This window comes from Streptomyces sp. NPDC045026 (assembly GCF_056432625.1).
Genome location: NZ_JBWKIS010000038.1, coordinates 59538 through 76153 on the forward strand (window position 1 = coordinate 59538; position 16616 = coordinate 76153).

Here is a 16616-nt window from a genome sequence, read left to right on the forward strand (position 1 = left end):
CTCCCACCAGGTCCTGAACCGGGCGCTGATGGACCGCCAGTTCCTGCTGAGGCGCACCGATCGCACCCCGCTGGAGGTGACCGGACGACTGGTTGCCCTGCAGGCGCAGGAACCCAACTGGGCCTATGTCGGCCTGTGGAGCAGAAACCACGGCTTCACACAGTCCGAGCTCACCGCACTGCTTCAGGACCGGCAGGTGGTCCGCTCACTCCGGTCTGCTGCGCAGCACCCAGCACTTCGCCGCGGCCGACGACTTCCGTCGCCTGCGGTCACTGCTGCAGCCCGTGCTCGACCGCACGGCCGGCTCGCCCCACTTCACCCGCAACAGCACCGGCCTGGACGCGGCGTCCTCGGCGGCCGAGGGACTCGCCCTGCTCGCGGGAGGAACACTGCCGCGCAAGGAGCTCACTGGAGTGGCCAAGAGGCTCCTCGACGACGGCAAGCTGCCCGAAGAGCATCGCCAACGCATCATCGAGAACAGGGACTTCGCGCGCTCCAAGCTGCACTGGCCACGGGAGCGAAGACACGGAAACTCGTCAGCACCTGACCCGCGACGACAGGCGCCGCGGCCGACGACAACTCGGCCGTCCAATGTACCCGTTGCTCAGAGCCTCAGTAGCTCTCAGCATTCCGGCATTGCGGCCCGGAAAGTCCGTCTCATCACCAAAGCGTGAGTGCTTCGGCTTGAGTACGGTCTCTCGATTCCGTCTGCCGTTGATGCGGCAGGGTTGCGCCACCTGCCCGCCCGCCCGTGGCCTTGCGGCTGCGGGCGGTTGCGCGGGTCTTACGGTCAGCTCCACGAGGCTTCGACGCCGCCGGGGCGGTGTCCTGATCTCCGGCCACTCCGGTACCAGTTACTGCGGCTGCCGCGAGGGCTGCGAGGTTGAGTGCGGCGTTTGCGTCCCGGTCGATGACCAGGCCGCAGGCCTCGCATTCGTAGGTTCGAACGTGCAGCGGCAGCTTGACTTTCACTGCGCCGCACTCGGAACAGGTCTTCGAGGAGGGGTACCAGCGGTCCGCGAGCACGATGCGGGTGGCGTGGCACTGGCCGGTCTTGTAGTCGAGCTGGTGGCGGATCTGGCCGAATCCGGCGTCGGCGATCCGGCGGGCCAGGCGCCGGTTGCGGAGCATCCCGGCGACGTTGAGGTCCTCGACCACGATGGTGCCGTACTCGGCCGCGACGCTCGTGGTGAGTTTGTGTAGGGCGTCTTCGCGGAGGTTCGCTACGCGGTGGTGGACCTTGTTCCGCTGGGCGTTGGCCTTCTCCCACCGCTTCGAGGGCTTCTGTCCGGTGCGTCGGTCGGGGCCCTGGCGTCGGGAGACGACGCGGGAGGCGCGGCGCAGCTGCTTGCGTGCCCGGTCGTAGTGCCCGGGGTTGGCGACAACGCGGATCTCGCCGGTGGTGTCGGCCATGACAGCGAGGTTCTTCACGCCGAGATCGATCCCGACCGCCGTGTCCGGCCGGGCGACCCGGCCGAGGTCCTGCTTCACCTCTACCCGGAAGGAGACGAACCAGCGCCCCCGCTCGTGCCGCACAGTTTCGGACAGAACCCGGGCCTTTTCGGCCTGGACGCGGGTGAGGAGTTTGACGGTGGGCTCGTAGGTGCGGATCGTACCCAGCCTCGGCAGCGTGACGTGCCCGCCGTCGGCATCGACGCGGATCGTGCCGGTGGTGAACCGGCAGGCGAGGCGCGCTTTCCGCTTCGACTTGAACCGCGACGCACCCATCTTCCGGCCGTGGCGCTTGCCCTGCTTGGACTTGGAGTAGTTGTCGAACGCGGCCGACGCGTTGGCCAGCCCGGTGGAGTACGCCTCCTTAGAGTTCTCTCCCCACCAGTCCGCGAATCTGGGGTCGGTGTGCTTGGCGGCGTTGAATGCCTTGCGCAGCGACGGCAACGACCACGGCCGCCACTGCGTCAGCCCGGCCTCGGGCACGCCGTACGTCTCCTCGGCCTTGCGCTGCCACCACGAGGCGGTCACCCAGCCCACAGCCCAGTTGTACGCGGCACGTGCGGCGCCGCAGTGCGAACGCATCGCGGCCTGCTGCGCGGCGTTCGGGTTCAGAGCGAACCGGTACGCCTGGACCACGAACCCGGGCTGCGGCCGGAACTTCTTCACTCGGCGGCCTCACCGGTCGCCACGGCCACCGCGCGGGCGGCCCGGTTCTTCGCCGCCCGCCGCCCGTACAGGCGCGCGCACATCGACGTCAGCACTTCGGTGACGTCGCGCACCAGGTCATCGGCTGTCTCGGTGGGGTCGAGGACAACCAGGCGACGCCCAGACGCGGACAAGACGGCTTCGAGGTGCTCGACGCCGAACCGGCCCAGCCGGTCTCGATGCTCGACCACGATCACCACCGCCTGCGGGTCTGACAGAACCCGGTGCAGCTTGCGCCGACGACCGTTCAGTCCCGAGCCGACCTCGGTCACGACCTCCGCAACCGGCAGGCCGAGACCAGTGGCCCCCTGGACCACGCGGGCCACCTGCCGGTCAAGGTCCGACTTCTGGTCCGCCGACGACACTCGGCAGTACGCCACGACGCGGCCAGGCGCCTCCGAAGCGGGCTCGTACGACCAGCCACGTGCCGGACGGCGTCTGGCGCACTGGGACCGGCATACGGCCCTCTTTCGCCCACGTCCACGCGGTCTGGTAGTGCACGCCATTGCGCGCCGCCCACTCGGAAAGCTTCACGCAATCAAGATAGCGGCTGAGAAAGGCTGAGATTCACTGATGAATCACGCAACAGTTGGTGGCCCTCGGTGCTACTGGCGGTCTGGCTGCGGCAGGTCCTGCTCGGTCCAGATGGTCTTGCCGGTGGACGTGTAGCGCGTGCCCCAGTGGTGGGTCATCTGGGCGATGATGAACAGGCCCCGGCCTCCCTCGTCGTCGCTCGCGGCGTGCCGCAGATTGGGCGCGGTGTGGCCGGTGTCGGACACCTCGCAGGTCAGGGTCCGGTCGCGGATCAGGCGCACCTGGATCGGGCCGCCACCTGCGTAGCGGATGGCGTTGGTGACCAGTTCGCTGACGATGAGCTCCGTGGTGAACGCCACGTCGTCCAGCCCCCAGTCGCCGAGCTGCGTCCCGACGGCGGAGCGGATGGCGGCCACGGCCGCCGGGTCCGGGGCCAGTGCCCATTGGGCGAACCGATTCCGGGCGAGCAGGCGCGTGCGGACCAGGAGCATCGTCGCGTCCACGTCCACCGCCCCGGGCAGCATGGTGGCCACCGCCCGGTCGCACAGCTCTTCCAGGGATCTTCGGCCGTCGGAGAGGACCTGTGAGAGCTGCGCGAGCCCGGCTTCGCGGTCGTCGGCCGCCTGGAGGAGGCCGTCCGTGAAGAGGGCGACAACCGTGCCCGGCGCGAGCTCCAGTTCCGTGCTCTGGTAGGGCAGGCCGTCGATTCCCAGCGGCGGTCCTGGCGGCAGCTGGGGATAGTCGACGACGCCCGTGTGGGGTTCGACGAGCGCCAGCGCCGGCTCCCCGGCTCGCGCCATGCTGCACTCCCCCGAGACGGGGTCGTACACGGCGTACAGGCAGCTCACGCCCAGAGCCGCGTCGGAGTGCGTTTTCGGGCGGCCCCGGCCGCGGCCGGTTTCGCCCTCGTGCGTGGTCTGCTCGACCAGGTCGGCCAGGCGGGACAGCAGCTCGTCCGGGCTCAGGTCCAGCCGGGCCAGGACGCGCACCCCCGTGCGCAGGCGTCCCACGGCGGCCGCGGCGTGCATGCCGTGACCGAGCACATCCCCGACGACCAGGCCGACCCGGGTACCGGAGAGAGGGATGACGTCGTACCAGTCGCCGCCCACCCCGGACCCGCTGTCGGCGGGCAGGTAGCGGCTCGCCGAGTCGACGGCAGCGTGCGGCGGCAGGCGGCGTGGAAGCAGGCTCCGCTGGAGCTTGAGGGTCACGCTGTGGCCACGGGTGACCACCGGCATCAGCAGGAAGCCGATCAGCAGGGCGCCGAGGCCCAGGACGGTGACCCCGCCCGTCCTGCCGATCAGCGGCAGGTCGACGGCGGTCGTGCCGTACCGGGGATCCGCGTAGACGACGAAGGTGGCGTAGAGGAACAGCAAGAGCATGAACAGCGCGCCGAGCCCCGGTAGCACACCCTTGAAGACCAGATCCTTGACGCTGCGGGTGAGGATCTTGCGGTGGTACCAGACGCAGGCGAAGCCGGTCAGTCCGTACTGGAACGCGATCGCGAGACCGACCGAGTCGATCGAGTCGGCCAGGACGTTCTGGCTGAGCGAGGTCAGCAGGACGAACAGGGCGATCGAGGCCGCTCCCATTCCGATGGTCCCCCAGGTGGGGGTGAGAAACCTGCGGTGGACCCGGGCGAACCGAGAGGGGACGGCCTTGTGGACCGCCATGGAGAAGACGGTCCTGGCCAGGGGCAGGATGGTGGTCTGGGCGGAGGCCAACGCGGAGGTCAGCACCATCAGGATCAGCAGTCTCGACAGGAACAGCCCCGTGCCGTGGCTCCCGAACACGGCTTCACCCAGCCCGGAGAACACATCGTCCGCGTTGTCCGCGTTGCCGAGTCCGATGCCCGAGGTGCCGACTCCCGCGAACGCCTGAGCCGACGTGGACACCAGCCCGTACATGACCAGGAGCAGCACGGTGGACAAGACCGCGGCACGGCCCGGGATGCGCGTGCTGTCGACGGTTTCCTCGTTGACCGAGAACGCGGTGTCCCAGCCCCAGTAGATGAAGACCCCCGCGAGGATGCCCGAGGTCATGGCCGTCACCGAGGGCACCGCGAAGGGGTTGAACCAGGACGCGGACACGTGGATCGCCGTCGGCGGAGGGCTGGTGTACACCCTGACCAGCGCGGCGACGGCGAGCAGGATCAGCATCACCACTTCCAGGCACAGCAGCCAGCGCTGTACAGCCGCCGAGAACGAGATGCCGACGTAGCAGATCACTGTCAGCACGGCGATCCAGGCGACGCCTGCCGCGGTGGTCCACAGCCGGTTTTCCGCCAGTGCGTCCAGGCCCATCAACCGGAAGCCGTAGGCAGCGGCGATCTGCGCGAGGCTGGCCATGACGATGATGTTGGCGACGATGAGACCCCAGCCGCCCATCCAGCCGGTGCGCGGCCCGAAGGCGCGGGTGGCCCAGGTGAAGGTGGTCCCGCAGTCGGCGTTGCTCGCGTTGAGCTCCCGGAAGGCGTACGCGACCAGCAGCATCGGGACGAAAGCCAGCATGGTGACGATCGGAGCCTGCAATCCGACTCCGGCCACGATGATGCCCAGCGTGGCGGCGAGGCTGTACGCCGGGCCGGTGGAGGCCAGGCCCATGACGACCGAGGAGAACATGCCCAGGGCATCGTTCTTGAGCCCCTTCCGGCCGGACCCTGTGCCCGGAGCGGGAAGACCAGCCGACACGGCACCGCCGAAGAGCCTCACACTTGATTCCAACGCTAGTCCGCTTCCCTTCGCAACAGCGCAGGGACAGCAGGAGTGGCTGCCACCGTGCACGACGGCGATGCGGCCATTGTGTGCCGCTCGCAGAGAAGGCCGCCGATGGCTCTGAGCTGCACTGGCGTCGCACCTCGGGTCTCGCAGCGTCACAGGCGAATGACGACCAGAGCGATGTCGTCGCGGGCCTCGCTGGTGACTCCCAGCCGGGCCGGCAATGCGTCCGCCAACCCGTCGAGGGAAGGGCGGTGTCCTGGGCGAGGGCTGAGATCAGGCGGGCCAGGCCGACATCGATGTCCTCGTCACGGCGTTCGATGAGCCCGTCGGTGCAGAGCACGAGGGTGTCGCCCGGCATGTAGGACAGACCGACCTGGGGCGGGGGACGTGGTACGGGCGGGGGCTCGGTCATGTCACCGACCAGCCGCGCCCCGGGACGCGAAGCGGTGAAGGCCCGCCGGACGAGGTCCGCGGCGAACACCGCCCGCCGCGCCCGCCGCGTCAGCCCGCGCCGACGGCGCCGGGTGCTCCCGCACACGCGGTGCTCGCGCATCAGCCGCTCGATCTTCTTCCGGTTCACCCTCCGTCCGGCCCGCGCCAGGGCCGCCTGGATACGCGGAGCCCCGTAGGCGCCACGCGAGGAGGCGTGCAACACCCGTATTTCCGCGACGAGTTCATCCTCCGCGCGCTGCCGCACCCGCCGGGCCGGCCGAGCGGCCAGCCACGCGTAGTACCCCGAGCGGGACACCACCGACTACTGGCTGTCCAGCCTGCCCGCCGACACCCCGCTTGCTGAACTGATCCGTCTGGCCAAGATCCGCTGGCGCATCGAGCACGACTACCGGGAACTCAAGCACGGCCTCGGCCCGGACCACTTCGAGGGACGTTCCTGGACCGGCTGGCATCACCACGTCACCCTGGTCACCGCCGCCCACGCGTTCCTCACCGAACAGCGCCTGGCCCCAAAGGCCGATACAGCGGAGTCACCCTCTACCAGATCCTCGACGCCATCCAAGACCTGCTGAACTGCTGGACCGGCACCTGCACCACCTGCCACCGCCCCCTGCCCCCTGCCCCCTGCCCCCTGCCCAGAACATCCACCACCAGCCAGAACGCAAGAACCAGAGCGACCTAACGGAGTCCTACTAGTCGGCGGCTTCGTTGGCGCGGCCGATCTCGGCCATGTGCTCCTCCGCCCAGGCCCGCAGCCCCGCAAGCGCGGCTTCCAGGGACAGTCCGAGTCCGGTAAGTCGGTAGAAGACCCGCGGCGGCACGGTCGGTTCGACCCGGCGGGACACCAGCCCGTCGCGGGTCAGGCTTCGCAGGGTCACGGACAGCATCTTCTGCGAGACGCCGGGCATCCGGCGTCTCAGCTCCGCGAAACGCACCTCGTCCGGTGCGGCATCGGCGAGCGTCTTGACGGCCATGGACGTCCACTTCGTACCGATGCGGTCCAGCAACTGCCGCGTCGGGCAAAGCGGATCGAACAGATCGCCGCGTACCCCGCGACCGGCGGGCCGGGCTCCTTGGGTGGTCACCTGTGGCTCACCACCTTCCCTGAAAGTGCCGTCTAGGAAGCGGCCCGACAGTTACCTATCGTTCTGTGGTCACCAATGGTAACCAGCCGGAGGAGCCGTCATGCCCGTCACCGCCGCACACCAACTGCGTCGCATCGCGACGAACGGCGTCAAAGTCAATGTCGCAATCGCCGGGGACGGACCTGCGGTTCTCCTGCTGCACGGCTTCCCGCACACCTGGCAACTCTGGAGCGGCATCATGGGGCAACTGGCCGGGCAGTACCGGGTCATCGCCCCGGACCTGCGAGGCTTCGGCGCCAGTGAACGTGCCATCGACGGTTACGACGCAGGCACCCTCGCCGCCGACGCCGAAGGGCTGCTCGACGCACTCGGCGAGCCCTCCGCAGCGGTGGTCGGCATCGACGCGGGCGCAGCCCCCGCCGTCCTGCTCGCGCTGCGCCGCCCCAGCCTCGTCCGGCGCCTGGTCGTGATGGAAGCACTGCTCGGCCGCCTGCCCGGAGCAGAAAACATCGTCGCGGGCGGCGCACCATGGTGGTTCGGATTCCACGCCGTCCCCGGCCTCGCCGAGACGGTCTTGACGGGCAACGAAGCCCCGTACATCGACTTCTTCCTCGACTCGGGGACGCTCGGGCGCGGAATACCCGACGACATCCGTGCAGCTTTCGTCCACGCGTACACCGGGAGCGAGGCCCTGCGCTGCGCGTTCTCCTACTACCGGGCCCTGCCCACCAGCGCACAGCAGCTCCAGGACGCCGCCGCGACGGCTCGGCTGACCATGCCCACCATGGCCGTCGGCTCCCACCCCGTCGGCACCGGGCTCGAACGCCAACTCCGTCCCATCGCCGATGACCTGATCGGACACCAGCTCCAGGACTGCGGCCACATCATCCCCCTCGACCGCCCCGACGCGTTGTACGCGCTCCTCGCTCCCTTCCTCCACGCCGATCTGCCGATCTGCCGATCTGCCGATCTGCCGAAGTAACTGAAGCGGAGCCGAAGGATCACAATTCGGCGGCCCGCCGCACGCCCCCAGCCCGCTCCGAGAGGCACCACCCGATAGGGGTGGCTCCCATTCTCACCGCCGATCATGAACCTGTACTGTGATCCACTCCCTTCACGGATGGATGAACGCGGCTCCCGAAACCGCCGTCCCACCGGCCCTCATTCATCCCGTTGAAAACAGGACGTCGGGCCGCCCGTAGGTGGCGATCATCAGCCGGCCGCCGAAGACCGAGTGGTAGAACTCCAGCGCCTGCCGGGCATCGCCGCGGAAGTCGAGGTTGTAGTAGCGGGCTGCGGCGCTGATAGCGCACGGTCAGCCCGTCCAGCTGCTCAACGCACGTCCGCCGCCCACAGCCCGCGCGGAACCGCGACCGCAGCCCGGACACTCCACCGTCAACTCCCGGGTGCAGGCCGCGATACGGACCACGCCACCCGGCCCGCGTGCCGGGCGCCGCTCATGCCTCGGCGGATGCGCCCGTCGCCGCTGCGATCAGGGCGGTCGCCGCCGCGTGGGAGGTCGCGGCCACCGTGGAGTCGTGGTCCATCAGGGCGGAGATGCCGGCGCCGTCGTAGAGGAGTTGGAGCTGGTGGCCCAGGGAGTCGGGGTCGGCGGCGCCGGCCTCGGCGGCGAGGCGGGTGAAGAGTTCGCGCATCCAGCCGCGGAAGGCGTCCGCCGCTTCCTGGACCATCCCGCCGGGGCTGGCCTCGGCGCCGGCGCGGATGAAGGCACAGCCGCGGAAGTCGGGCCGGTCGAACTGCCGCCCCTGGGACTCGAAGACCGCCAGCATCTGCTCGCGGGGCGTGTCGCGCTCCTCCACGGCCCGGGTGAGCCGGTCGGCGGTGCCCGCATGCCGGGTGTCGAGGTACGCCCGGATCAGCTGCTCCTTGCCGCCGAAGGTGTTGTACAGCGACGCCTTGGCCACGCCCGCGTGCTCGATGACCCGGTCGATCCCGACGCTCTGCACGCCCTCGGCGTAGAACAGCTCGTTCGCGGCGGCGAGCAGGCGCTCACGCGCCGACAGCTTCGCGGTGCTCTGAACACTCGCCATGACGGTCACTCCTTCAGACAGATCTGTCTACATTATGCCCCGGCCGATTCCCGTCCGCCGCGTGCCAGCCCGAGCAGCGCGAACGCTGCGAGGACGATCACGGCGACGCCGTACTCCTGCGCGGTGGCGGTCAGTCCGCCCGCGTGGACGACGAGGAACCCGGCGATCACGGCGGGCACCCCCATGCCCAGGTAGGAGATGACGAAGAGCAGTGACAGGACCCCGGAACTCTCGTGCGGGCGGGCCAGCGGCATCACCGTACGGATGCCTCCCTGGAACCCGCTGCCGAAGCCGACGCCCGCGATGGCGGTGCCGACGAAGAAGCCGGTGGGGGAAGAGTCGCGGATCGAGACGAGGGTCAGGGCCACCCCGGCGATCAGCGCGAGGATGCCGGTGAGCATCACCGTCCGGGTCGCCGCCTTCTGCAGGACCAGCACCGAGACGGCGGCCACCCCGGCGAGCACGAACAGGCTCAGCCCGCCGAGGACTTCGGACCTGGAACCGGTCAACTGCCGTGCGAGGGACGGGCCGAGCGACCCGTAAAGACCGGCCAGAGCCCAGACGGCGAACAGTACCGGCGCGGCCACCAGCATCGGGCGGCGTACGGCGCGCGGCAGCTTGATCTCCGGTGCCAGGCTGGCCGGCGCCCCTGGCTTGCGGATCACCGTCTCCATCATCAGTGCGACGGCGACGGCCTGGAGGACGAAGACCGCCAGCAGCCCGAGGTAGACCAGATGCGTGGGGGCGGGCAGGAACTGGACGACGAGGCCGGAGACCAGCGCGCCGGTCGCCGTGCCGATGCCCGGGACGACCGCGTTGGTGATCGTGCCGCGCGGCCGGTCGATGTCCATCATCCCCGCCCCGATCGCACCGAGCGCGGCGCCGGTCGAGAGTCCCTGGACGATCCGGGCGATCATTAGCCCCGACACGCCGTCGGCGGTGGCGAATATGATCATCGAGACGGCCTGCGCCGCCAGCGCGGCCAGCAGCACCGGCCGCCTGCCGACGTGGTCGGAGAGCTTGCCCATGGTGAGCAGCCCGAGCAGCACGGCCACCGCGTAGACGCCGAAGACCACGGTGGTGGTGATCGGGTCGAAGCCCCATTCGGCCTGGTAGACCGCGTAGAGCGGGGTCGGCGCACTGGAGGCCGCCAGGAACGAGATGGTGATCGAGGCGAGTACGTACAGCGCCACGTCCGGTGGCAGCCGCCGGCCCTGCGCGGATACGGCGTCGGTGGGCGCCGCATCCGAGGTGCGCGCCGGTTTGGACGCCGGGACGACCGAGAGATTCGTCATGACCATTCCCACCCACAGCCTGAGTAGACCTGTCTGTCTAGTTGCGAACTAAATTAGACAGACAGGTCTACTCAGGTCAAGCGGGCGAGACGAGCGTCACCCGGGACGGCATGTGACTGAACGAGACCGTTTGGCGCAAAAAGGCCCAGAGCACGCGCCGCCTCGGCGACTGTTCGGCGCGGACCAGGCGTACCCACTGATCAGACGTGGGCTTGGGCCGGAAGGTGTCGGCGGGCCTGGAACGTACCCGCGGATCGGGATGCACCACGGCGGCGTCGAGGACGGAGGGCCAGTCACAACCGCGCAGGAACCCCTGACGAAGTGGTGCTGTTGCGGCTGCCCCCTGAGCCGGTTCCGTTCTTCGGCCAGCAGTCGTCTGAGGAGCCCCGAAGCGCCGGAGACCGCCTGGAAGTACGGGGCGTGGACGCGGCTCAAGTCGGCCGATCGCCGGGAGTCTGCCGTTCGTAGTGTCGGGAGTCGGTCCGTGGGATCCAGAACCCGACAACGGGTTTCAGCAGGACGTGTTGGCTGCCCGCTTGTTGGCCTTCGTTTCGGGCTGGCGTGGACCAGATGGGCCGCTCGCTGATGATCAGCGTGAATAGTTCAGTCGGCTCGGTCCAGACGTCAACGCCGCGCTGCCCTGCGAGGAGAGCGCCGCGGCGGAGTGGATTTGAGGGGTGGCAAGTCTCCGGCTCGCAGAGGTTCTGAAGATGCGGGTGGCCCGCCAGTGTCGCTGGCGGGCCACCCGCATCTTCAGAACCTCCCAGCTGCGCAAGAGGCAGCTCCTGCCCCGGAAGCTGGGGTTCGACTCGGGGCAGACCTGCTGGCGACGCTTGGACCGCTGGCAGCAGGCAGGCGTCTTCGACCGGTTGCACCGCATCCTGCTCGCGGAGCTGAACACGGCTGGCGAACTCGAAGGGACCCGCGCATGCGTGGACAGCTCCCACGTCCGCGCCAAAAATAGGGAGACGCGACCGGTCCGTCGCCGGTCGACCGGCGGAAGACTGGCAGCAAACACCACCTGATCTGCGACGGGAAGGACACTCCGCTCCACGTCATCACGACTGCGGCGAACGTCAACCACATCACGCAGACTCTCGCCCTCGTCGACGGCATCCCGCCGGTGGCCGGGCGTCCGGGCCGTCACCGCCGACGCCCCGAGTCCATCCTGGGCGACAAGGCGTACGGCTCACGGATAGTCCGCCGCGAACGGCGCACACGCCGGATCATGCCGGTCATCTCCCGCAAGAGCGCCCCGAACATCAAGGGCCTGGGCAAACTCCGCTACGTCGTCGAGCATGCCTTCGCCCTCCTCCACCAGTTCAAACGCCTCGCCATCCGATGGGAACGACGCCTCGAACTCCACGACGCCTTCATCTCCCTGGCATGCAGCCCCATCTGCTGGCGACGCCTCAAGAAGGCCCACCCATGATCCTTTTACGAGCTCTATGCGATCAGCCGCCTGTTCGAACTGACGGCACGTCAGTGCCCTGGGCCGGGATGACGGTCTCAAACTCCTGAAGCTATCGGGGGTAGCCGGTCTCCCCGGCGGCTTCTGCTGCGACCTTCAGCAGGCGGGCGACCAGTTCCGTAAAAGCCCGCAGGCCCAGGCCAGGCGCCGGGCGGCCGGTGTCGCGTGCCAGCGGGCGCAGGGCCCTTTGCGAGAGGGGCGGGGCGCCGGACCATGCGCGCGGCGCTGCCCGGCCCGCACGGCATGGCTCGGCCCACTGTCCCTTCAGTCCAGGTCGGACATGTCGAGCACGAAGCGGTAGCGGACGTCGTTTCGCCGGAGACGGTCGAGTGCCCTGTCCACCTGTGACGACGGGAGTACTTCGATGTCGGCGGCGATGCTGTTGTCGGCGCAGAACTGGAGCATCTCGGCTGTCGCCAGGTGGCCTCCGCTGCCCGCGGAACTGAGCTTCTTGCGGCCGATGAGCAGGTCCGTGACCTCGACGGTGACGGAGCCCAGGTACCCGAGGAGGCTGAGGGTGCCGTCCATCGCCACCAGTTTCAAATACGGGGCGAGGCCATGAGGGGCGGAGATGGTGTCGATGACGACGTCGAAGGTGTCCCGTGCCGTGGCCATCTGCTGGGTGTCGGTGGAGTCGATGAGGTCGTGAGCGCCGAGCTTGCGGGCGTCGTCACGCTTGTCCTGGGTGCGGCTGATGACGGTCGTGGTGGCACCGAGTGCCACGGCCAACATGACCGCGAGGTGGCCCAGACCGCCGAGCCCGGCCACGGCCACGCGACTGCCGGGGCCCACGCCCAGGGAGCGCAGGGGTTCCCACACGGTGACGCCGGCGCACATCAGCGGGGCGGCCGCGGCCGGGTCGAGAGCGGAGGGAAGCGGGTAGGCGAAGGTGTCGCGCACGACGTACTCACGGGAGTAGCCGCCCAGGGTGGTCGACCCGTCCTGCCGGTCGATGCCGCCGTAGGTCAGAGTCGGGAAGGAGTGACAGAAATTCTCCTGTCCGGCTTCGCACATGGCGCACACGCCGCAGGAGTCGACGATGTTGCCCACCGCGACGTGGTCGCCGACCGAGAAGGTGGTCACCTCGGGGCCGGTCCCGGTCACCACACCGGTGAATTCGTGACCGGGTACCAGGGGCGCATTCGCGTGCGGGTCGTAGGCGTGCAGGGCGTGCAGGTCGGTGTGGCACACGCCGCAGTAGTCGACCTGTACCGCGATGTCATCCGGGCGCAGGTCACGGCGCTCCAGCGACGCGCGCCGCAGCACCGTCGGACCGGCCGCCTGCCATCCGATGGTCGTTCGCATACCTGACTCCTTAAACAGACTGTTCTGTCTGTTGCAGCGTAAGTGCGACTGCACCCCAAGGCAAACCAACTGTTCTGTTTGGTAGGGTGCGGGCATGCCGGAACAGCCCCAAACCTCGCGAGGCGCCGCGACCTACCAGCGCATCCTGGACGCAGCCACCGAAGAGTTCGCCCAGCACGGCATCGCCGGGGCGCGCATCGAACGCATCGTGACGGCAGCGCGCACCAACAAGGCACAGCTCTACGCCTACTTCGGCGACAAGGAACGACTCTTCGACGCGATCTTCCTCAGCTCGCTGGAGCGCATCACCAACGTCGTGCCCATCGACGCCCACGATCTCGCGGACTGGGCCGTTCGCCTCTACGACGAATACCTGCGCCGCCCCGACCTCATCCGACTGGCGACCTGGACACGCCTGGAGCGTCGGCCTGCCGGGCACCTCGTCGAGACCCACCAGCACTACGACGACCGCAAGGTCACGGCCATCGCCGAGGCCCAGGCCGCCGGGAGGGTCCGCGCAGGTGACCCCTTCGACATCATGGCCATGGTCATCGCCATGTCCATGGCGTGGTCACCGGTCAGCAACGTATACGCGGCCAACAGCCAAGAACCCGATGACGTACATGACCAGCGCCGCGCCCTGCTCCGCGACTGCGTCCAAAACGCCACCGCGGCCGGCAAAGGCGACGCATCCCCCTCATGACTAACACCCCCTGGTGGCGCTCACGCACGCTGCCTGGCTCCGGCCAGGATCGGAAGGTCTCACACCGGAACTTCGGCTGCTTCCCCCTGTGAGGTGCACGGGCCGGGCACCGTCACCCGGACGGGCAGGTCCAGGTCGAGGCGGCTGTTCATGTCCAGCTCGAATCTGCCGTACGGATTCACGTGGGTCCAGAACAGCAGCGACAGCGCCCGGCGGTCCGCGTCAGTGAACTCGCCCCGGGCAGCCCGGCCCTCAGTTCATTTGCACCGACCGGGTGGAGTTGCCCATGACCATGCGGTCGATCTCGCTGGTGGCGCTGCCGGGGTCGCTGGCGGCGCCGACTGTGGCCAGCAGGGGTACGTAGTGGTCGGCCGTCGGGTGGGCGACCGAGGCCCCGGGCGCCTTGCGCCGGTAGTCGGCGAGGGCATCGACATCACCCCGCCCGAGTGCGTCGACGGCCCACTCGTCGAAGGCTCTGGTCTGTGCGGCGAGGTCCGGACGGCGGAAGACCGCGAAGCTGTGGGTCATGAAGCCCGAGCCGATGACCAGGATGCCTTCCTCGCGCAGGGATCGCAGACGTGCCCCGAACGCGAACAACGCAGCGGGATCGAGGCTGGGCATCGACAGCTGGACGACCGGAACGTCGGCCGCGGGATACATGGCCATGAGGGGATTGAACGCACCATGGTCGAGACCTCTGTCAGGGCGCTCGTGCACCGTGGTCGCCGGACTGAGCGTGGCCACGAGCCGACGGGCGAGGTCGGTCGCGTCCGGGGTCGCGTAAGGCAGGGTCTTGTAGCGGGGGTGGAAACCGCTGAAGTCGTAGTAGAGCGGGGTGCCCGCCGCCGCGCCCGAGATCGCGGCCGGTGCGTCCTCCCAGTGCGCCGAGATGATCACGATGGCTTCCGGTCTGGGCAGGGACTGCGCCCAGGTCAACTTGACCCGGTTCTAAAGGATCGGGCTTGGAGGTAGCGTCCAACTGGCTGCTGGGTGGGCTCCTCCGTCCAGACACCCTTATGGGGTGGCAGGGACGCGTGACTCACGCCCCGCAGTCCACACAGCCTCGCCCTTGCGGGCGATGTTGTGGGAAGCGTTCCGGTCTGCGTGGGCAACGACCCCGCAGCTCCGGCAGGTGAAAAGGGCCTGGCTTGACCGGTTCTTCTTGTCGATGTGGCCGCACTCGCAGCACTGCTGCGAGGTGTAGGCGGGATCGACGAAGACCACGGGGACGCCGGCCCTGCGGGCCTTGTAGACGATGAAGTCTGCGAGCTGGGCAAAGGCCCAGGAGTGGAGCGCGACCCGTTGGGGCTTGCGGAGCCGTACCCTCTGCCGGATTCCCTTGAGTTCTTCCAGGGAGATTCCGGCCGAGGTGCGTTCAGCCTCGGTCACGATCGTCTTGGCGATGATGTGGTTCTGGTTCTTCGCGTGGCACTGTTCGCGCCGGCTGCGCTTCTTCAACAGCCGCTTGGCGGACTTGGTGCCCTTGGCCTGGAGTTTCTTGCGCAGGTCGAGTTGCCTCTTGCGGTGGCGGTTCAGGCCGCGCCCGGCGGTCTTGTGGCCGGTGGACGTGGTGGCGATGCTGGCGATACCAAGGTCTACGCCGATGAAGTGGCCGGGCTCGTACTGCTCGGCCTCGGGAACGTCACAGGTCGCGAGCAGGTAGAACACGCCGTCGCGTTCGATCAGGTCCGATTCGCCCTGCCGGTGGTCCCGGAGCGTCATGAGTGCGTCAGGCGAGCAGGCAAAGCGGACGTTCTTGATGCGCCCGGAGGTTGTCCAGATGCTCACCGTCTGCGCTTCGTACTGCCAGCTCAAACACCGGTCGTCATACGGCTGCGCAGCCTCGGGCCGGAAGGCGATGGGCTTGGACTCCGCCTTGGTACGGCGCTTCGATCCAGGCTTGCCGAGGTTCCCGGCGCGGATGTTGGCCCTGAGCGTCGTGTAGGCATCGCGGGTCTTCTTGATGAGGTGCTGGGCAGCCTGCGCCCCCAGTCCCCGGGACCGCAGTTCGCCGTAGGTGTGCTTGCGCAGCTCGTACTCACGCGGGACACCGTGCTCGAACGCCACCGCCGACACCCAGTTCGCGGCCTCGTTGACCGTGCGCAAGGTGCGCTCAAGCGCGGATACCTGCACGGCATCCGGCATGAGTTTGACCTGCGTCACGAGCTTCACCCGAGCGATCGTAACGATCTATGTCACCACGCTGGGAGCCAAACCCCAATATTCGCAGGGGTCGCACGGTCGTCCACACCCTCCACGCCCACTTGGTCTTCACACCCAAGTACCGGCGCGGACCATTCACCGACGAGATCCTTCGACGCTGCGAGGAAGTCATGCGCGCCGTCTGCAAGGACTTCGAAACAGAGCTGGTCGAGTTCAACGGCGAGACCGATCACGTACACCTGCTGGTGCACTACCCGCCGAAGGTTCCCCTGTCCCGGCTGGCCGGCTCCCCCAAGGGCGTCTCCGCCCGCAGACTCCGTCAGGAGTTTCCCGGGACATATCCGCAAGTACCTGTGGGGTGACCACTTCGTCGCCCTCGTACTTTGCCGCCTCGTGCGGGGGCGCCCCACTGTCGATCATCAAGGAGTACATCGAGAACCAGAGGCGTCCCGGCTGAGGTCAACCGTGCGGACCCGTGGGAACCTGCAGGTCAGAGCAGTCCAGAGAAGCGCTTCCTCCCAGGCGTGAACGCCCGGGGTTCCGCGCTAGATGTATTGAGCATGAGCGTTGTTGACACGCGCGGTCCTTGAAGAGGGCGAAGGCCTCCGTGTGTGGTGGAGGTGTCGAATCTTCACCGCACGGAGGCCTTCATGTCCCACCGTAATGCCCGTCTGACCCT

The 16616-nt window shown here is 68.5% G+C and carries 11 protein-coding genes and 6 pseudogenes; 7 read left to right on the forward strand and 10 right to left on the reverse strand.

All coding sequences use genetic code 11. The annotated features are described in order from the left end of the window. Positions 1-28: 28 nt before the first annotated feature. Both AC07EJ_RS42085 and AC07EJ_RS42090 read left to right on the forward strand, forming a co-directional pair. A pseudogene (locus AC07EJ_RS42085) lies at positions 29-148 on the forward strand (winged helix DNA-binding domain-containing protein); the annotation flags it as partial. After that, positions 126-674 carry a DNA glycosylase AlkZ-like family protein gene (locus tag AC07EJ_RS42090; protein WP_478886212.1) on the forward strand — a complete coding sequence of 183 codons (549 nt, stop codon included), beginning with the start codon at positions 126-128 and terminating at the stop codon, positions 672-674. The pseudogene AC07EJ_RS42085 and the gene AC07EJ_RS42090, both read left to right, overlap by 23 nt. Here the strand turns inward: AC07EJ_RS42090 and tnpB are convergent. The 4 genes and pseudogenes from tnpB to AC07EJ_RS42110 form a co-directional block, all read right to left on the reverse strand. Next, positions 661-2118, reverse strand: a complete 1458-nt coding sequence (gene tnpB, locus AC07EJ_RS42095; protein ID WP_478886213.1) for an IS607 family element RNA-guided endonuclease TnpB — start codon at positions 2116-2118, stop codon at positions 661-663. The genes AC07EJ_RS42090 and tnpB overlap by 14 nt on opposite strands. After that, positions 2115-2691: pseudogene (locus AC07EJ_RS42100) on the reverse strand (IS607 family transposase). The gene tnpB and the pseudogene AC07EJ_RS42100 overlap by 4 nt, the downstream one beginning before the upstream one ends. A 71-nt stretch (positions 2692-2762) precedes the next feature. Then, positions 2763-5312: an amino acid permease gene (locus tag AC07EJ_RS42105; protein ID WP_478886214.1), complete on the reverse strand. Its 2550-nt coding sequence runs from the start codon at positions 5310-5312 to the stop codon at positions 2763-2765. A 415-nt stretch (positions 5313-5727) separates the two neighbouring features. Continuing rightward, a pseudogene (locus AC07EJ_RS42110) lies at positions 5728-6162 on the reverse strand (IS3 family transposase); the annotation flags it as partial. On the opposite strand from AC07EJ_RS42110, the pseudogene AC07EJ_RS42115 reads away from it, so the two are divergent. Then, a pseudogene (locus AC07EJ_RS42115) lies at positions 6161-6436 on the forward strand (transposase); the annotation flags it as partial. The pseudogenes AC07EJ_RS42110 and AC07EJ_RS42115 overlap by 2 nt on opposite strands. Positions 6437-6556: 120 nt before the next feature. Here the strand turns inward: AC07EJ_RS42115 and AC07EJ_RS42120 are convergent. Beyond that, the gene (locus tag AC07EJ_RS42120; protein ID WP_389479635.1) at positions 6557-6949 is read right to left on the reverse strand and encodes a winged helix-turn-helix transcriptional regulator; all 393 of its coding nucleotides are present in this window, start codon (positions 6947-6949) and stop codon (positions 6557-6559) included. A gap of 100 nt (positions 6950-7049) precedes the next feature. On the opposite strand from AC07EJ_RS42120, the gene AC07EJ_RS42125 reads away from it, so the two are divergent. Continuing rightward, positions 7050-7931, forward strand: a complete 882-nt coding sequence (locus tag AC07EJ_RS42125; protein WP_478886215.1) for an alpha/beta fold hydrolase — start codon at positions 7050-7052, stop codon at positions 7929-7931. 475 nt (positions 7932-8406) lie between these two features. On the opposite strand, the gene AC07EJ_RS42130 is transcribed toward AC07EJ_RS42125, so the two are convergent. Further along, positions 8407-9000 (reverse strand): TetR/AcrR family transcriptional regulator, encoded by a 594-nt coding sequence (locus AC07EJ_RS42130; protein ID WP_389479631.1) that lies wholly within the window; start codon positions 8998-9000, stop codon positions 8407-8409. Positions 9001-9032: 32 nt separating this feature from the next. Continuing rightward, positions 9033-10295 carry an MFS transporter gene (locus AC07EJ_RS42135; protein WP_478886216.1) on the reverse strand — a complete coding sequence of 421 codons (1263 nt, stop codon included), beginning with the start codon at positions 10293-10295 and terminating at the stop codon, positions 9033-9035. Positions 10296-11298: 1003 nt separating this feature from the next. On the opposite strand from AC07EJ_RS42135, the pseudogene AC07EJ_RS42140 reads away from it, so the two are divergent. After that, positions 11299-11727: pseudogene (locus AC07EJ_RS42140) on the forward strand (transposase); the annotation flags it as partial. A 303-nt stretch (positions 11728-12030) separates the two neighbouring features. Here the strand turns inward: AC07EJ_RS42140 and AC07EJ_RS42145 are convergent. Beyond that, positions 12031-13071: an NAD(P)-dependent alcohol dehydrogenase gene (locus AC07EJ_RS42145; RefSeq protein ID WP_478886217.1), complete on the reverse strand. Its 1041-nt coding sequence runs from the start codon at positions 13069-13071 to the stop codon at positions 12031-12033. Between the two features lie 94 nt (positions 13072-13165). Between AC07EJ_RS42145 and AC07EJ_RS42150 the strand changes: the two genes are divergently transcribed. Beyond that, positions 13166-13774, forward strand: coding sequence for a TetR/AcrR family transcriptional regulator (locus tag AC07EJ_RS42150; protein ID WP_478886218.1), 609 nt, complete (start codon positions 13166-13168; stop codon positions 13772-13774). 252 nt (positions 13775-14026) lie between these two features. Here AC07EJ_RS42150 and AC07EJ_RS42155 read toward each other — a convergent pair whose 3' ends face one another. After that, entirely contained in the window at positions 14027-14671 is a 645-nt protein-coding gene (locus tag AC07EJ_RS42155; RefSeq protein WP_478886219.1) for a DODA-type extradiol aromatic ring-opening family dioxygenase, read from the reverse strand. A gap of 117 nt (positions 14672-14788) precedes the next feature. Continuing rightward, positions 14789-15946: an RNA-guided endonuclease InsQ/TnpB family protein gene (locus AC07EJ_RS42160; RefSeq protein WP_478886220.1), complete on the reverse strand. Its 1158-nt coding sequence runs from the start codon at positions 15944-15946 to the stop codon at positions 14789-14791. Between the two features lie 20 nt (positions 15947-15966). Between AC07EJ_RS42160 and tnpA the strand changes: the two are divergent. After that, positions 15967-16394, forward strand: a pseudogene (gene tnpA / locus AC07EJ_RS42165) (IS200/IS605 family transposase). The last annotated feature ends 222 nt before the right edge of the window (positions 16395-16616 follow it).